The organism is Lysinibacillus composti (assembly GCF_016908465.1).
Lineage (GTDB): Bacteria > Bacillota > Bacilli > Bacillales_A > Planococcaceae > Ureibacillus > Ureibacillus composti_A.
In genome coordinates this window covers 75,279-92,526 of record NZ_JAFBDY010000011.1, presented here as the reverse complement: position 1 = coordinate 92,526, position 17,248 = coordinate 75,279, and the positions used below count along the sequence as shown (strand labels likewise).

Below are 17,248 nucleotides of genomic sequence, written 5' to 3'. Positions count from 1 at the left end.
TAAGAAGCATTTGATACCAAAGTGGTTCAAAGTGCTTTTTATTTTTGTTGATGTATGTCGAAAAAAGTAAAAAATATGGAAAATTTAGACTAGTACGATTCGTTTTAATAGTTTATAATTTTTGTCATTCTATTAATAGACCTATTTTGGCTTATAGATGAAGAAAATTACATATAGAAAAGATATTAAAAAGTTTCTTTTCAGTAATTATAAATGAGAAAAATTATTTAAAAGGAGAACATAAAATGAAAGTTCAAAATTATGAATTGGCAAAGAAACTACGTCGTGAATTACATCAGCATCCTGAGCTTTCTAACGAAGAGGTTTGGACTAAACAATATTTAATGGATTTTTTGAAAGCAAACACAACTCTAGAACTTGTCGATAAAGGCAATTGGTTTTACGCGATTTATCGAGCGGGTGCGGATAAGCCTAACATTGCATTCCGTGCGGATTTTGACGCACTACCATTGGATGAAGTAATCGAGTTGCCATGGGCTTCAAAAATTCCGGGAAAAGCACACAAATGTGGTCATGATGGCCATTCAGCAACTCTAGCTGGGTTTGCCCTTGAGGTCGATCAAGAAGGTGCAGACCAAAATATCTTTTTCCTCTTCCAACCTGCTGAAGAAACAGGAGATGGGGCGGTTCAATGCACGGAGCTTATTAAAGAACATCAAATTGATGAAATTTATGGTTACCATAATATGAGTGGTCAGCCTTATAAGTCGATAGGGATCATAGATGGAACAATCATGTGCGCATCTAAAGGGATGACGATACATTTTGAAGGAGCCCCTGCCCATGCTAGTCAACCAGAAACAGGAAATAATCCTTCCTTTGCAATCGGTAATATTCTTGGTGCGATACCTGGGTTCATTGCTCCAGAAACACATAAAGGCCTAATTCTATGCACTGTCGTACAAATTGATGTGGGGGAAAAAGCTTTTGGACTCGCAGCATCGAAAGGAGATCTTCGTATGACCATACGAGCTCTTTATGAAGAAGAAATGGAACGCCTACAAGAAAACCTTGAAAACCTTGCGAAAGAGCAAGCAGAAGAATTCGGTTTAAAGGTTAGTTTCGAGTACAATGATGAATTCCCGGAGACGGCCAATCATAAAGAAAATGCAGATAAAATTCGTCTTGTAGCAAAAGAGAAGGGAATGGAATTAGTTGAATTGAAAGAAGCAGCTCGTCCCTCAGAGGACTTTGGACATTATACAAAGTTAACAAAAGGTGCATTTTTCTTTATTGGGAACGGAGAAGACTATCCACATATCCATAACACAGCTTTTGACTTCCGTGATGAACTAATCGAAACGGGCGTTGAATTATATAAAGGGTTAGTACAATTAACCGGAAATTAATGCGAAGTGGGGTGGAAAGGTGCTTAGTTGTGGTGATGAAGACCAAAACTAGATTGGATTCCATCTAAGAAAGTCTTCATCAAAGTTATGAAGACCCAACTGAGATTAGCAACCATATATGAAGGTCTTCATCAACGTGATGAAGACCAAAACTAGAATAGATTCCAAGAGAAAAGGTCTTCATCGAGGTGATGAAGACCAAAACTAGAATAGATTCCAAGAGAAAAGGTCTTCATCGAGGTGATGAAGACCAAAACTAGATTAAATTCCAAGAGAAAAGGTCTTCATCGAGGTGATGAAGACCAAAACTAGAATAGATTCCAAGAGAAAAGGTCTTCATCAAAGTAATGAAGATCAAACCGAGATTAGCTACCCTATAAGAAGGCCTTCATCCAGTATTGAAGACCTAAACGTGATCATCGACGAAGGAACTAGTCTTCATCAAGGAAATGGAAGTACACAAGCTAACCACATTCTTAAATATGTAGGTAAGATTCCCCACATCTTCTCCATAAGTAATAAGAAACCACGCAATGTTTAGTAAAACATAGCGTGGTTTTAAAAATATATGTTATTGTAATATTAGTTTAATATACTTGTAAAATTAGGGGCAAAAAATAATCCCCCAAACATTAGGAGGATTTGAACTACTTACTATTTACTGGTTGATAGAAAGGTACTATTTAAACTACTAAAATTATTAGAATCCGATGAACCAATGATCAGGTTGTACTACTGGTGGTACTGTTGTTATAAGACCAGCTGCAGCTGCAAATAAAAAGTATTTCATAAGATTAGTATATTTTTTCATAAATATAATCCATCCTTCCTATATTATTTAACTGAATTGTACCAGAGAATAATAGAGTTAAGTGAAAATGTAAACAAAATTATACATTCTATTTTTGATAAGGGGTTGCACATATGGAAATAGGTCAAGTTATTAAGTTGATTCGTAAAAATAAAAGTATTACTCAACAAGCACTTGCTGACGCCATTGGTATGACGCGTCCATATATAGCTCGTATAGAGTCAGGGAAGAATAGTATTTCTTCTGATCGTCTCACAGAAATACTTGAATATTGTAATGTAACCTATAATGAATTTTTCTTTATGAAAAATGATTATCAGATTTCTTTAAAAATGAATGAATTTAATAGAGTAATCAAAATGTATTATGCAGACAAAATCGATGAGATTATTCAATTTAAGGATGAAATAAAAGAGAAGCATGAACAAACAGGAGATATTTTATTTAGACATCTATACATTCTATGTCATTGTATGGAGAATAAATTAGATCTTAATAAAATCGAAAAAGATTATATTGATGAAATATCTGATTACTTGTTGAGTATTGATGAATGGTGCTATTACGAATTAGCATTATTTAATAACTTCTTATTCCTATTTAATCCTTCAACTGCTTTTTTAATGACAAAAAATGTGTTATATCGAGCGGATAAATATAAAGAATTGAATTCAGATAAAAATATTTTGAGCTTTTTACTTTTCAATCTTCTAGATTTAAGTATCAACCATCATGAATACCAATATACAAAAATGATATTAGATACAACAAAGCGATACTATGCTTCTAGTACCGACTTCTTTGAACAAACCCTAATTTTATTTTATGAGGGAACGATCGATATCATTGATAATTCAATTTCAGAGGGAATGGAAAAATGTAATAAGGCATTTACTATTTTCCAAGTATTAGGGCATGAAAACATACATAAAAAGTACAAATCTGACCTAGATAAGCTACTAAATAAAATTGTCCCCTCTAATGTTTAAAATTGACAGTATAAAATAGTGTACAAAAAAGATTTGTTCCTCAAATTTAAGTTTAAATTAAAATAACAAACTAAGATATTTCATCATTTCTATATACCTAAATTGCGTTTGTGATTATTAGTAATATTGAAGTAAGAGGTGAGGAATAATGATGGGTACTAAAGATGGTTATTTTGACTTGTTTGGGGACAATTTGATTCATGGTATTATCAGTACTGTTTTAATTACTCTAACTTGTTGGACTTTATTTGTGGACAATTTACAAGGAATCTATAGCATCATTTTTTCACTTGTGATTATAGCTCAAATTTGGCTAGCCGCTCGATTTAAGTCCCTACATGAAAATGTGATTAAGAAACTACAAGATTCGGAAAAAGAAAAACATCATATGACGTACTATGATGAAATTACGAAGCTTCCGAATGAGCGATACTTATTAAAAAAGATAAAAGATAACTTAACTAGTAATACATCTGAAAAAGCGGTTTTAGTTTTAGAAATAGAGCGTTTATCTACCATTAAATCGTCACTTGGATCTTTTTATACTGACCGCATGCTACAAATGGTTGCGGACAGGTTACAGAAGAACCTACCAAACGATTATCTCATTGGTAAATTACGTGAAGATCAATTTCTACTTTTACTGGAAAACCAAAATGATCATTCCCGTATTGAAAAGCTGTGTAGGGAGCTTCAAGACTTGATGAAGTCCCCATTTTTAATCCAACACTTTTCAATTAATGTAAATATTAATATTGGGATTGCATTTTACCCAGAAGACGCCGGGTCAGCAGAAGATTTAATTCACTTTGCACAGTTTGCCATGGATGAGGCAAGAAAAATTCCTGAGCATTTTGCTTATTACAGACCATCCATGTCACAAGAACGAGCAGAAAAAATTACGTTAGAAAATGATTTATATACGGCGATTCAAGATAACCAGTTAGTTTTACACTATCAACCACAACTTGAATTAAAAACAAATGAAATGATTTCGATGGAAGCTTTAGTTCGATGGAAACATCCTGAAAAGGGCTGGATTACACCCCTTGACTTTATCCCTATTGCAGAAGAATCAGGGTTAATTGTTCCAATCGGAAAATGGGTGCTTGAAACAGCCTGCCGACAAACGAAAGAGTTGCAAGAATTAATTGGGCAGCCAGTTCGAGTAGCAGTGAATTTATCAATTAGACAGCTTTTCCATGAAAACTTTGTTCAAGTTGTACGTGATATTCTAAAAGAAACTGAATTACCTCCTGAATATTTGCAATTAGAGATTACGGAAAGTATGACAATGGATACATCTTATATGATGCCAATCTTAAATCAGTTGAAAGAAACAGGAGTTACAATTGCGATGGATGACTTTGGAAAAGGGTATTCGTCATTGTCTTATTTAAAAGACTTGCCAATCGATTGTTTAAAGATTGATCGCGAATTCGTACGAAACATCGAACAAACAAATAGCGAACCAATTGTTGATTTGATTATCTCTATGTCAAAACACTTAAATTTAAAAGTGGTGGCAGAAGGGGTAGAAACGATGGAGCAATTAGAATATTTACTGAATAGTGAATGTGATACAATTCAAGGATATTTAATCAGTAAACCGATTCCATTTTGTAATATTGCGAAGAACTTAAAACGTCTTCGTGAGGAACGAAAAAATTTACAGTTTAGAACGCATGCCAACTACTATGGTTTAATAAAAGAAGTATTTAATTAATAAAAAATTAACTAAAAGAAAAAAAGGAAGAGCTAATTTAGCTCTTCCTTTTATTATCATGGATTAAAGTTTTACTACGTTAGTAGCTTGTGGTCCACGGTTGCCTTCTTCTACTGAGAATTCAACTTTTTGACCTTCGTCAAGTGATTTGAAACCGTCACCTTGGATTGCTGAGAAGTGTACGAATACATCGTTTCCACCTTCAACTTCGATGAATCCAAAACCTTTTTCTGAGTTAAACCATTTTACTGTACCTTGTGTCATTTAAAAAGACCTCCAAAAAAATAAATTAATAAATAATTAAATCTCATTAATATAAGAAATTCACATATTACGAAAAGTACCGAACGAACACGATTACTCTTTGTAATATGTGAATTCATTAGATAATAAAGTAATTTAATTATTTCCCTAACTATATACCATAAATTGTTGTTTGTCCAATATTTATATCAATTCTTTAAAAAATAAACCCGAAGCTTGCTTAAATAGTGCTTCGGATCAATGTTTAATTAAACTCAATCGTCGATAAAAATAGCTCTTTTAGTAACTGAGGATTGGTTTTAGAGTGAATCATGGCCTCTAAATAAAGATCACGATCAATTAAGGTGATATCCCACTTTATATTTTTCATCAGTGCATATTTTTGGATAAAGATCCGAATAGTACGTCCATTTCCTTCGCGGAATGGATGAAGCATATTCAGTTCTGTTTTAAAATAGGCTAGTCTTTCTGAGGCTTCGTCTAAACTTTTCCAATCTTCTTCATTTTGCAACTCGTCAAAAAGAACCTGGGCATTCGTTTCGATAAATTGATGCTGACAAAATCTTGTGTTTCCTTTTACTAGTTGTACATTACGGAATTGTCCAGCGAAAGGATAGATATCTTGAAAAAGGTGTTCATGTAAATTTTTAAAATCTTCTAGTGTGAAGGAAGAAAGTAGATAAGACCCTTGTTCAACTTGTATCGCACGAATAAAAAATACAAATGCCTCTGCCTCTTCTAAATCACGGTTATTTGTTAACCCCAACTTATTACACTGCAAAAGATAAAGGTCGTTATTAAACTCATTATAATTTTTCATGATTTAATGCACCCTTAATGATGGATGGTGTTATTTTTTTTCCTGAGTTGACAATGTCAATAGCCTTTTGTTGAAGCGAAGGAGATAAAGTCAAATTCTCTAGTTCCAAATTCTTAAGAACAGTGTTCATTTCAGTTGAATTTTGTTTTAGTTGTTTCATTATATTCTCCTCTCCGCTTTTCGTTAATGTCATTATACATTTTGTTTAAGAAATTGAACAAAAACGGGTGATCATCATTTTGGTTAGACAGGATTAGCAAAATGTAAAACATTTTTATACCCAACATATTATTATATGTTGAGCCGTAAAATAAGTGACAGATAAGGAATAAAGTCATTACTGTACCTACCAATAGTTTGTATACATTTTTAATTTCCTCGAACTGGAAAATTTATTGTATTATAATAAAGATATTGATAAACCCCTCATAAAAGGAATATGATGGTGGAAAGTAAAAATAAACATAAATAGAAGTAAATGAACCTTTAAGGAAGGAAATTATGCAAAAGTACTAATTAATACTTTGCTATGTTTAACCAACATAAAATTTGTTCATATAACAAGTTTAACTAATACATATAATTTGAAAGAGCTTTTAAAGATGAGAACGAGTGAATTTTTAGGTGTTTGAACAGTGTCTAGCTACGAATGCCAGCTCCGAGGACAACTTCAGAACCGCCTTCAAGGCCAAAAATTATGTAGTTTCATTGAAACAACATAATTTTTTGCGCCGAAAGTGAAACAACAGGCGCAAAAAGCGACCTTTTGTCATTTCTTCCGACGTACAGGATGTACTAGTGCCGACAATGCCACAGGACGTGGCGCTTTTGCCGGCCAGTTGTTGAGGCAGGCGCGTGCTGAGTCATGACGGCAATGTGACATGACGTCGATGTTTTTGCCGGCGCGGAGCTAAACGGGCGTTCTTCGCTTTTCTTAGAAGTTCGTAAATGGGGTGTGCGTTATGGAAAAAGTATTTGCAATCGGTGATATTCATGGTAGTTATGAATTGTTAGAAAAAATCCTACAGTGTTGGAATAGTGATGAAGAACAATTGGTCTTTCTTGGAGATTATATTGACAGAGGCCCAGATAGCTTAAGAGTAATCCAAAAGGTCATGGAGCTTTCGGAAGAATATGATGCGGTTACGCTAATTGGAAATCATGAGCAAATTTTTTTGAATTGGTTAGAGAAGCCAGACCAAATTTCAGAGTTCTATTTTAACTTAAAGGTAGGTGGAGCTGCGACAGTTCAAAGTCTCCTCTCATTCGATTCTACGATTGAAAGCACTTCCTACACATCGAAAGAAATGGTTGATAAAATTAAAGAACAACATCCTAAAATCGTTAGCTTTATGAAAGGATTAGGACATTATTATTACTGGAATCCGTTTGTATTTGTTCATGCGGGTATTGATGCAACGGTTGAAAATTTCAAGGATACAAAAAAAGAGGATTTTCTTTGGATTCGTGATGAATTCACGTCAACCCCACATAAATCAAAGGAAACGGTTGTATTTGGTCACACCCCAACCATTTTTTTAAACGAAGATCGAACTAGTAAAGTTTGGTTATCTCCATGTAAGAAAAAAATCGGGATTGATGGTGGAGGCGCAATTTATGAAAATGGACGCCTGCATGGAGTTGTATTTACGAAAGGGTCAGATGACGTAACTGTGTTTTCAACAAGTTTGAATGAAGAGGTCTATTCTTATATCATACAGCTTTAAATAACCACATTATGTGAGTAGTTGTGCTAATTTAGAATATGCCAGCGAAATGCATGAAATAGTTTTCTGCAAGCGTTTACAAGGCGTTTTATAAACTAAATTCGTAATGAAATTAATTTAGTATAAGGCAAGAGGGATTCGGAATAGCGAATCCTTTTTATTTATTTTTAGCAGGTGAGAGTGTGGTCTTTTCAATTCAACCTGTCTCATGACAAATGGTATAGTTAAATTAAATATTAAGCGAGGTATAAAATGGAAAATATCGCAGAACATAAATTTACATTTAACGCAAACTGGACTGGTGGACGAAATGATATAGGGGAAATTCAATCTGGAAATTTAACGACGAAAGTTTCAATTCCCTCAAGTATGGATGGACCAGGAATTGGGACAAATCCGGACGAATTGCTGCTTAGCGCGGCTTCTACCTGTTATTTAATATCCCTTGCAACGATGTTAGAATACTCGAACGTCAAAGCAACATTGTCTCTTCATTCAGAAGGCATTGTACAAGTTTCGAAAGCAGTTCTTACATATAAAAAAATAATACACAATATCGAAATATCGCTTCTAGACAAGTCCGAAAGAGCAGAAAGAATAACAAAGAGGCTAGCTGTAAAAGCTGAAGAAACATGTATGATTAGTAAAGCTTTAAAAGGTAATGTAGAAATTATTATTAATTGCACAATAATATAAATTAAACACGTTTACTAACATTGAATGGGGTAAAGTGAATGGGAATAATTCAACAAATCATTTATTTATTGATTATAGCCGCACTAATTTATTTTATTAGTGGAAGATTAATCGGTTCAAACGTAAATATATTTAAACGAATTTTATCGGTCATCTTAAGTGTCTCATTTACAACATTCGTATTTTGGTATTCATATTTAAGAAACAGAGATATTGCTCCAGAAAATATTATAGAAAATGTAATTAGTGTTTCGACCTTACTCTGGATTGGTAGTATGATGCTAATTTCAATGTTAATTTATTTGTTTTTTGAGTTATTCGATCCGATTGCCCTTGATGAAAAGACGGGCCGTGCTGGTAGAAAGACAGTTTTTAAGAAGTATGTCGGCTATTGGCGTTATCAAAAGCGGTTACGTGCAGTAGTGAAAATAGCTGTAACCAATGGGATTACACGAACAGTTAAATATGCTAGAAACCGTGAAAACGAGAGAGAGTTTGCTATAGCGCTACGAGTAACATTAGAAAAATGTGGTGGCATCTTTATCAAATTCGGTCAGGTTTTATCAACAAGAAAAGAATTATTTTCCCGTACAATTATTGAAGAGCTTGAAAAGTTGCAACAAAATGTTCCAGAAATGACGGAAAAAGAAGTAAGAGAAGTTTTAGCGCAAAATTTACCCGGAGATGTGGATGAAGTATTTACGTCATTTGAAATGAAACCAATGGCTGCAGCTTCTATAGGACAAGTCCATAAAGCGATTTTAAGGGAGACGAATGAGGAAGTAGTTGTTAAATTATTGCGTCCCCAAGTAAAAGAAATTATGAAAGAAGACTTAAGTATTTTATTGGAATTTGCCAATTGGATTTCAGACCGTTCACAATTAGCGGAAAGCTTAGGTTTTCGTACGTTAGCTGAAGGGTTTGCGTCATCATTGCGGGAAGAAACTGATTTCAAGATAGAAGCACGTAATACTATTCAAATCCGTAATGTGCTAAAAAATAGTAAGTTAAAAGTTGAAATTCCAAATGTATATGAAAAGTACAGTAATGAAAACCTTCTCATCCTGGATTATATGAGAGGACAAAGTATTGCACATGGTGATGTACTAATCACGAAAAGCATGGAGGAAAGACATCAGATTGCTGAATCACTCTTAGCCTCCTACTTAGAGCAAGCGCTAGTGGCTGGGATTTTCCATGCAGATCCTCACCCAGGAAATATTTATTACGATCCTACGAGGGATGAGTTATCGATCCTGGACTTCGGATCCGTTTGTCGATTATCTAATCTACATCAAGAAGGATTAAGATTGTTTTTTATCGGGATCCAGCACAATGATGCCTCCATTTTATATGAAGGGGTTGCATTATTAGTAAAAAATATGGATCATGTAAAGCGAGATGAAATTGAAAATTCGATTAGTCAGATCCTACAAAAAATCGTTTATGTGAATCAAATCCAAACAGATGAATTAGTGTATTCGATTTTTAATGTGATTCGAGAATATGATCTTCAATTTTATCCGTCAGTAAGTATTGCATTACGTGTCATTGTAACATTGGACGGGACACTTAGAATCATTGACCCTCGTTTCAATATTTTTGAAGAGTCAAAGGCATTTTCACGTGACTATATGAGAAATTCGATTCTTGAACCGTTTAGAGATCCAATGGAGGCAAGGCGCCGTCTTGAAGAAGAAATGGCGATGCTTTTACCTAACTTAAGAAAAATTCCAAGACGAATCGACCAACTTGTAAAAAAAGTGGAAGATGGAAAAGTGATCTTGCATCATGATATCTTTTCCGATAAAAGCAATTCAAGCTTTGTTCTACAGCTTTTTTCAAAATTCATCCTGTTAGCAGTTGGGATTACCTTTGGGATTATTTCAGTGAATTTATTAGACATTGCACAAAGGATTGAAACAGTGTATGCCATTTTTTTAAACACTGCTGCATACTTAGGACTATTCTTATGCGCCATCTTACTTGTACGATTAGCCATTCAAGCAATTCGTGATATAAAAAAGTTTAAGTAAAATGCCATCCTTTTTGTGAAGGGATGGTATTTTTTATGAGGAAATTTAAAATGCTAATCTAATTAATTGGAAGAGCTAGCAAAAAGTTATTCTAAAAAATCTTTGATTGTTTGATATAATAGTAGGACTAGAAGAAGAGAGGATGTAGATGATGACAAGTAAACCACATCTTTTAATAGTAGATGGTATGGCACTTCTGTTTCGTTCATTTTTTGCATCCGCAGCAATGGGCCATTATATTCGATTAGAAGACGGAACGCCAACAAATGGAGTTCAAGGCTTTGCCCGTCACGTTCTAACAGCACAATCCCTCATGAAGCCTACGCATTTAGCTGTTTGCTGGGATATGGGTGCGCAAACTTTCCGAAATGAATTGTTTGATGGATATAAAGCAAATCGTCCTGCACCACCAGAAGAAATGCATCCACAATTTGATATGGCGAAAGAAGTATCTGAATTGATTGGATGGCAAAACTTTGGTGAAGTCGGAATGGAAGCAGACGATACAATTGGATCAATGGTTGAAAAGTGGAAAGAGGATGCGGAAATCACCATTATCAGTGGCGATAAAGATTTACTGCAATTACTAAACCCTAATACAAAAATTGCCTTTACAAAAAAAGGTTATACAGAATACGACGTCTATACTGAGTCGCGTTTTAAGGAAGAATATGAAATTGAACCATACCAATTTGCTGATGTAAAAGCATTTATGGGGGACTCAAGTGATGGATACCCTGGAGTGAAGGGGATTGGTCCTAAGACGGCATTACAACTGATTCAAAACTTCGGTTCAATTGACGGTGTACTAAGCAATATAGACGCTTTAAAGCCAGCTCAACGAACGAAAATTAATGAACATGTTGAAATGTTAAAACTTTCTCACCAATTAGCCAAAATATCTAGAGATGTTCCAATTCAAGCGCAATTAGATGAATTACTGATCAATGATTATTCGACCCAAACAATTGATACGTTACAGCAAAAAGGACTTACATTGATTGCTAAGCATGCGAAATCATTGTATTCGCTAGTTTAAAATAAAAAGAGATTAAATAACATACTAAAGGCATGGTATTGAACCATGCCTTTTTATTTGTTCGTATTTATAAAATGAACAGGGGAGAAATTCAGGTTAATGGATATTGTGTAGGCTTTCGATTTAAGGGAAATTTGTTCCGTTAATGTATATAGAGGGCCCTTAAAATGCCGATATAAGAGAATAAATTTCCGCTAACTGCTGGAAAAAAGGTGAAATCTAGAGATTTAGACGAGATAACGGTAATATATTCCTTTATTTTAGGGAAAATAAAGGGATTTTCAAATATAAGGGAACTTTCTCCGCTTATTTCAGTGGACAGAATAATCAAACAGAACCATTCACACCATTTATCATTATCAAATAGAGACATATAACCGCAAGATCTAATTTGTCATAATAGTCATAACCCATTGCTCATTAAACAAAAAAACGGGGTTAGAAATTCAATATGATTTCTTACCCCGTTTTCATATCAATCTACTAATTTTGCACTTTTAAAGAGTACTATTACCTCAGCTCTTTTACTTTACGTTGGTTTCGTACTTGGTGAACGTCTAATTAGCCCTACTCATTAAGCTTTTTTTTCTAAAATGCGATTTTGTTTTCTTCTAACATTGTGTAGCAAAATCCATTTCAGTATAGGTGGTACGGCAAAACAGATGAAAAACATTCGGAATAGCTGATAACCCGTTACTGTTGATAGGTCTGCATGAACTTCATGTGCAACAATGACCATTTGTTCCAATCCACCGGGGGCCAAACTTAAGAAGGCTGTCTCAGTTGAAAATGGATTAAAGTGTACAAAAATGAAGCTTAAAATAAAGGTACCGCCAACCAATACAAATCCGTTAAGAAGAGCTAAAGTAATAAGTTTGGCTTTGTTCTGCAATTTTTCTGGTTTTAATAATAAACCGATATATCCCCCAATCATTAATTGGGAAAGATCTAATAATGAAGAAGGCACTGCGGGTCCTCCAAAACCTGATATGTTGAGGATTGCCGTTCCTATAATAGGACCTACTAAATAAGAAGTGGGCAATTTTATCTTTTGACCGATCTTCGCAAAAATAAAAGATAAAATCAAAAAAAGAACGAGCAATGGAGCTGAAAAATCAATAACTGTTAAATCCTTTAGAAGTGTATCTGAAGTGACTTGTTCTCCCATCGAGAAAAAAGGAGAGAAAATGAGAAGTGGGACAAAAAAGACAATCATGATCATTCTTGTAACCTGAAAGAAGGTGACGGTCGTTATTTCAATCGTTTTCATCTCTTCAGCAAAAGTAATCATTTGTGATAGTCCACCAGGAATACTCCCAGTTAATACAGTAGGGTAATCCACCCCTGATAGCCTAGAAACAACGAAGGCCATACTTGCTGCGATGATAATAATCGTCAAAGTTAACAAAAGCATAGATGGTAGGTTAACGATCATTTGTATAAGAGAGTCTTGTGTAAAGGATAAACCAATTGAATAACCAACGATGATTAATCCCATATCTCTTATCCAACTTGGCCAAGTTAAAAATCGAACTGAACGAAAACGTGATGTAATTAACAGAGCCGTCATGGAACCCAATAACCATGGGATAGGGGAGCCAATAAGGTTAAAAATCCATCCGCCGATGAGTGCGATTACAAGTGTACCTAAGAATTGTATTGCTTGATGATTTGTTAGTAAACGCAATTTTTCCATCGCAAAACCTTCTTTTTTGTAATATTCTTCTATTCTTGAATTATAGTATAATCTAGTTAAAAGAACTATAAATTAGAGTTCAAAGTTTAATCGATTATTTTTATCACCCATATAAATATTTATTATTAGAAATATAAATATGGCGAATGTGTATGTATAAGGTTCTTTAATTACGTCTTAAAAACTAACCAGAGGTGAAGCTAAGATGAGTGAGAAAGAAAGTGTATTACATCAATTCGGTAAAAATGCAGAGAAATATGTAACGAGTAAAATCCATGCTAAAGGCAATGATTTGGCAATGGTTGTGGAAATTGCAAGAGAAAATCAAAACGGGGATTTACTTGATATCGCAACAGGTGGAGGTCATGTGGCCAACGCTCTGGCACCTCTTTTTACAAACGTTGTAGCTTTAGATTTAACACCTGAAATGTTGGAATCAGCTAAAAAATTCATCACATCCAATGGCCATACGAATGTATCGTTTATACAAGGAGATGCACTAAATTTACCGTTTCCTAATCAAACGTTTGGTACGGTTACTTGTCGAATTGCACCCCATCACTTTCCAAATGTAAATCAATTTATTAAAGAAGCTTTTAGAGTATTGAAAGACAATGGCCTTTTCATTCTGGTAGATAATGTCGCGCCAGAATTGGATGAGTATGATCATTTCTATAACTTTGTAGAAAAGAAGAGAGACCCAAGTCATGTTCGAGCTTACAAAAAATCTGAATGGATTACGTACTTAGAAAAAGAAGGATTTACGATTCAAACTTTCTCGACTTTTAAAAAGACATTTAACTTTGATGTTTGGTGTGAAATGATGGACGTGCCGCAACAAGACAAAGAGGAATTAAATGCTTTTATGAATGCTGCATCCAAAAACCTTCAACAGCATTTTTCTATTGAACTGTTAAATGATCAAGTACAATCTTTTCAAGGGCAATCGATGCTTTTAGTGGCGTCAAAAGGGGAAACGCACTAAGTTGTTTAGTGCGTTTTTATTGTGTGCTATTTGCGTATTAAAGTGTACCAAAATTACCGCCTTGGCTCTATTTTTACAAAGCTTAACACATTATGATTGTTGGCATATCGTACGACACGAATTTTATTATTTTTAGTCCGTCCACCATTATCATGAAGTATTAAATAGAGCTCATCGTTTTTAATTTCATAGCCGATTAGTGGTACCCAGTGATATTTAAATTCCGGTTTTGCCATCCATTGAAACGTAAAGTAACAATCAAATTTCATTGCAACCGGTCTACCTTCATCAAGTTGTTGAAGAGCCTCATAAAGCGTACAGCTAGCCACATTCCATTTAGGACCTAGATATCTTTGTAAATTTTTAATGAGCCTCCATTTAAATAATCCAATTTTTGTTCCCCCGAGCATTTCGTATAATATATTCACGTCTTTCGAAACAGTGGGATCCTCAAAAAGATAATTTAGAATAACGTGTACTGTCGTAGGGCCACATGCTGAATTTTGATATTCCGGCTTAACTTCCTCACTATATTGTGACATCCCTTTAAAATTAATTAGCATATATCTCGAACCCCCTTATATCAGTTAAAAGTGCTCTGTAACAAATCACGAAAGATTAAGTCTAATTATATATAACTTTTATTATAGGGAGATTAAAGGAATGCAACAAATGAAACAAATGATCTTAACAATGGGAATGATTTTACTGTTAACGACGACTGCTTCAGCTTTATCTTGGGCGTATGCATTTGTAGTCTATAATGGGAATGTCTATGAAGTGACTGATGAGGTAGTATCGGTATCAGAGGTTGATGAACAAATTGGAGAAGTAAAATCAAAACCAGATGATCAAACAGGAGACTACTATGGCGATGCTTCGAATTTTTACGAAATCGGGACAAAATATTATGAAATTAAAGGGACCTCCAAAAAAGAAGCAATAGCTATAGAAGATGGTAACCACCAGTTTAAAAAGGCAGAGTTCAGACATGAAGCACCTATTAAATCCAGAATTCCGTATCGGTCAATCATGTACGGTGTATTCGTAATCATTATTATATCTTTTGTTTATCAGTGGAGAAGAAAGATAAACGCCTCCAAGTCATAGGTGGGTTATGTCTGATTTTTTATAACAAATTACGAAAAGGTGCGGTGGAAATTACAAGAATGTATGGTATCAATCTTAACTTTAAGACGAATTGAATATAGGAAAGGCTTCCTGCTATAGAAATAGGAATCACTAGCTATATCAATTTAATAATCTAAAAGTCATAATAACTACTCAGAGTATTATGGATGTAAAGGGAGAGAGTGTGCAAATGATCTTTAAAAGAGAAGAAGCATTTCGTTATATATTTGGTTTTCCTATTCCAGCTGAATTTACAATTACTCAAATAAATTACAGAGAAGTTAATTCTTCTCCTGGAATGGCCGAAATCATTGATATTAGTCCTGAAGGGTTACGAATTAGAACGAATCTTCTTATTCCTGATGAGGATGCAAAGATTGTCCTATCTGTTACCTTTAAGATAAATGAGGTCGACTTAACAGTTGATGGGGAAATTATTTGGGCAAAGGAAATGGGAAGTTTAGTAGAATACGGCATTCATTTACTAGTTGATGCGTCTATGAAAAATATGATTATTGAAGAACTTAAAGTATATTCTAAGAGTAAAAACTAAAGCTTTTTACCTGAAGCAAACATTCAATTAATAATAAGAGAAATGTGAATGATTTTGCTTCTGATAAAACATCTTTTTGAATCACATTAGTAAAGAATTAGGTGTCGAAAGTATCGGTAGCATTCAATATCAGAACACAACATATTGGTGATATTGAGATTTCATTTAGAGTAAAAATATAAATATAGGAGAATCCATGACTAAAATAGGGAAAATCATAACAATTACTATAGCAGTAATATCCATTGCAAATCTAATGGATTTCTATTTACGAACAAAATTTGTAAATATACTAAATCTTCTTTTTTGTATATTAGTATTAGTCCTTACTTGGTATTTTAGTAAAGAGCATGATAAAGCAATTAGTAATTATGAGCAAATGAAATTACAAAATGAAAAATTAATAAATGAAAAAACTAAAATAACCCAAAAATTTGAGGAATATGAGCAATTTTTTAATACGTTTGATGTAGCAACATTTTTTACGTATACCTACGATCAAAATCAATATAAGTTTTCTAAAGGTGTTGAGAATTTATTTGGCTATAAACAAAAGGATTTCAATTTGGATAAAGATTTATTAAAACACTTAATTCGTAAAGAGGATGTTTATAAATTTGAAGAAGCTCAAAGAAAACTAATGATTGGGAAGGGTGTGGAAGAAGAACTTCGAATTCTACATCCTGAACAAGGAGAAAGATGGGTTTTCTTTAAAGCGATACCTTTTAATAATAAAGAGGGTTCAGTTTTGAAAATCAATGGTCAGTTTGAGGACATAACTAAACAAAAAGAATTAGAGTTTGAATTGAAAAGACTGGCTTTTTTTGATGATTTAACAGATATACCAAATCGGAAAATGTTAGATAGACAAGTCCAAAAGGCACTGTCTCGTTCAAAACGTCATCATCATAATTTTACACTTATGTTTATTGACCTTGATGATTTTAAGAAAGTCAATGATACCCTAGGGCACGATGCTGGTGATCACTTATTAAAGGAAGTGGTATCAAGAATAAATTGCTGTATAAGAGAAGAAGACCTCATTTCACGAATTGGTGGGGATGAATTTATTGTAATGTTTGAAGAAACAGGGAAAGATGAAATTGAACAAATTGCTGAACGGATTATTGAGTATGTTGCGCAACCTTATGAAATTAATGAAAATAATGCAAGCATCTCTTTAAGTATAGGGATTAGTATGTTCCCTGATGATGGAGAAGACAAAGACGCACTGATTAAAGCGGCGGATAAAGCTATGTATTATGCAAAAAGTAACGGAAAGAACAATTATAAGTTATACACTAATGAACTAAATGACATGGAAGTAAAAGACAAAAGTATTTTCAAAAAGTGGATGGAAGTATTACATATCCCTTTTATATAATCAAAAAAGAGTAAGAACTAT

At 33.9% G+C, this 17,248-nt stretch carries 16 protein-coding genes; 11 read left to right on the top strand and 5 right to left on the bottom strand.

Going from position 1 to position 17,248, the window contains the following annotated elements:
• The first annotated feature begins 245 nt into the window (after positions 1–245).
• The 3 genes from JOD29_RS12625 (at position 246) to JOD29_RS12615 (ending at position 4,896) form a co-directional block, all read left to right on the top strand.
• Positions 246–1,370, top strand: a complete 1,125-nt coding sequence (locus tag JOD29_RS12625) for a M20 metallopeptidase family protein (RefSeq protein WP_124765407.1) — start codon at positions 246–248, stop codon at positions 1,368–1,370.
• 924 nt (positions 1,371–2,294) lie between these two features.
• A complete protein-coding gene (locus JOD29_RS12620) occupies positions 2,295–3,170 on the top strand; it encodes a helix-turn-helix domain-containing protein (RefSeq protein ID WP_124765409.1) in 876 nt (291 codons plus the stop codon).
• A 148-nt stretch (positions 3,171–3,318) separates the two neighbouring features.
• A complete protein-coding gene (locus JOD29_RS12615; protein ID WP_124765411.1) occupies positions 3,319–4,896 on the top strand; it encodes a putative bifunctional diguanylate cyclase/phosphodiesterase in 1,578 nt (525 codons plus the stop codon).
• A 63-nt stretch (positions 4,897–4,959) separates the two neighbouring features.
• Here JOD29_RS12615 and JOD29_RS12610 read toward each other — a convergent pair whose 3' ends face one another.
• From JOD29_RS12610 to JOD29_RS12600, 3 genes are all read right to left on the bottom strand, one after another.
• Positions 4,960–5,160 carry a cold-shock protein gene (locus JOD29_RS12610; RefSeq protein ID WP_124765413.1) on the bottom strand — a complete coding sequence of 67 codons (201 nt, stop codon included), beginning with the start codon at positions 5,158–5,160 and terminating at the stop codon, positions 4,960–4,962.
• A 244-nt stretch (positions 5,161–5,404) separates the two neighbouring features.
• Positions 5,405–5,980 (bottom strand): Fic/DOC family protein, encoded by a 576-nt coding sequence (locus JOD29_RS12605; RefSeq protein ID WP_124765415.1) that lies wholly within the window; start codon positions 5,978–5,980, stop codon positions 5,405–5,407.
• The gene (locus JOD29_RS12600) at positions 5,967–6,140 is read right to left on the bottom strand and encodes a Zn-dependent hydrolase (RefSeq protein ID WP_124765417.1); all 174 of its coding nucleotides are present in this window, start codon (positions 6,138–6,140) and stop codon (positions 5,967–5,969) included. The genes JOD29_RS12605 and JOD29_RS12600 overlap by 14 nt, the downstream gene beginning before the upstream one ends.
• Positions 6,141–6,942: 802 nt before the next feature.
• On the opposite strand from JOD29_RS12600, the gene JOD29_RS12595 reads away from it, so the two are divergent.
• The 4 genes from JOD29_RS12595 to JOD29_RS12580 all read left to right on the top strand — a co-directional run bounded on the left by JOD29_RS12595 (position 6,943) and on the right by JOD29_RS12580 (position 11,478).
• Entirely contained in the window at positions 6,943–7,707 is a 765-nt protein-coding gene (locus JOD29_RS12595; protein WP_124765419.1) for a metallophosphoesterase family protein, read from the top strand.
• 261 nt (positions 7,708–7,968) lie between these two features.
• Positions 7,969–8,403 (top strand): SACOL1771 family peroxiredoxin, encoded by a 435-nt coding sequence (locus JOD29_RS12590; protein WP_192894232.1) that lies wholly within the window; start codon positions 7,969–7,971, stop codon positions 8,401–8,403.
• A gap of 38 nt (positions 8,404–8,441) precedes the next feature.
• Entirely contained in the window at positions 8,442–10,439 is a 1,998-nt protein-coding gene (locus JOD29_RS12585; protein WP_124765423.1) for an ABC1 kinase family protein, read from the top strand.
• Positions 10,440–10,590: 151 nt separating this feature from the next.
• On the top strand, positions 10,591–11,478 hold the full coding sequence (locus JOD29_RS12580; protein ID WP_192894233.1) for a 5'-3' exonuclease: 888 nt from the start codon (positions 10,591–10,593) through the stop codon (positions 11,476–11,478).
• Positions 11,479–12,052: 574 nt separating this feature from the next.
• Here the strand turns inward: JOD29_RS12580 and JOD29_RS12575 are convergent.
• Positions 12,053–13,174, bottom strand: a complete 1,122-nt coding sequence (locus JOD29_RS12575) for an AbrB family transcriptional regulator (RefSeq protein ID WP_124765427.1) — start codon at positions 13,172–13,174, stop codon at positions 12,053–12,055.
• Between the two features lie 205 nt (positions 13,175–13,379).
• On the opposite strand from JOD29_RS12575, the gene JOD29_RS12570 reads away from it, so the two are divergent.
• The gene (locus JOD29_RS12570; RefSeq protein WP_124765429.1) at positions 13,380–14,159 is read left to right on the top strand and encodes a class I SAM-dependent methyltransferase; all 780 of its coding nucleotides are present in this window, start codon (positions 13,380–13,382) and stop codon (positions 14,157–14,159) included.
• A gap of 53 nt (positions 14,160–14,212) precedes the next feature.
• Here the strand turns inward: JOD29_RS12570 and JOD29_RS12565 are convergent, their stop codons facing one another.
• Positions 14,213–14,722 (bottom strand): C39 family peptidase, encoded by a 510-nt coding sequence (locus tag JOD29_RS12565; protein ID WP_124765431.1) that lies wholly within the window; start codon positions 14,720–14,722, stop codon positions 14,213–14,215.
• A gap of 100 nt (positions 14,723–14,822) precedes the next feature.
• Between JOD29_RS12565 and JOD29_RS12560 the strand changes: the two genes are divergently transcribed.
• From JOD29_RS12560 to JOD29_RS12550, 3 genes are all read left to right on the top strand, one after another.
• On the top strand, positions 14,823–15,269 hold the full coding sequence (locus JOD29_RS12560; RefSeq protein ID WP_239585701.1) for a hypothetical protein: 447 nt from the start codon (positions 14,823–14,825) through the stop codon (positions 15,267–15,269).
• Between the two features lie 211 nt (positions 15,270–15,480).
• Positions 15,481–15,843, top strand: a complete 363-nt coding sequence (locus JOD29_RS12555) for a PilZ domain-containing protein (protein ID WP_158610573.1) — start codon at positions 15,481–15,483, stop codon at positions 15,841–15,843.
• A gap of 196 nt (positions 15,844–16,039) precedes the next feature.
• The gene (locus tag JOD29_RS12550) at positions 16,040–17,227 is read left to right on the top strand and encodes a sensor domain-containing diguanylate cyclase (RefSeq protein ID WP_239585700.1); all 1,188 of its coding nucleotides are present in this window, start codon (positions 16,040–16,042) and stop codon (positions 17,225–17,227) included.
• Positions 17,228–17,248: the final 21 nt, after the last annotated feature.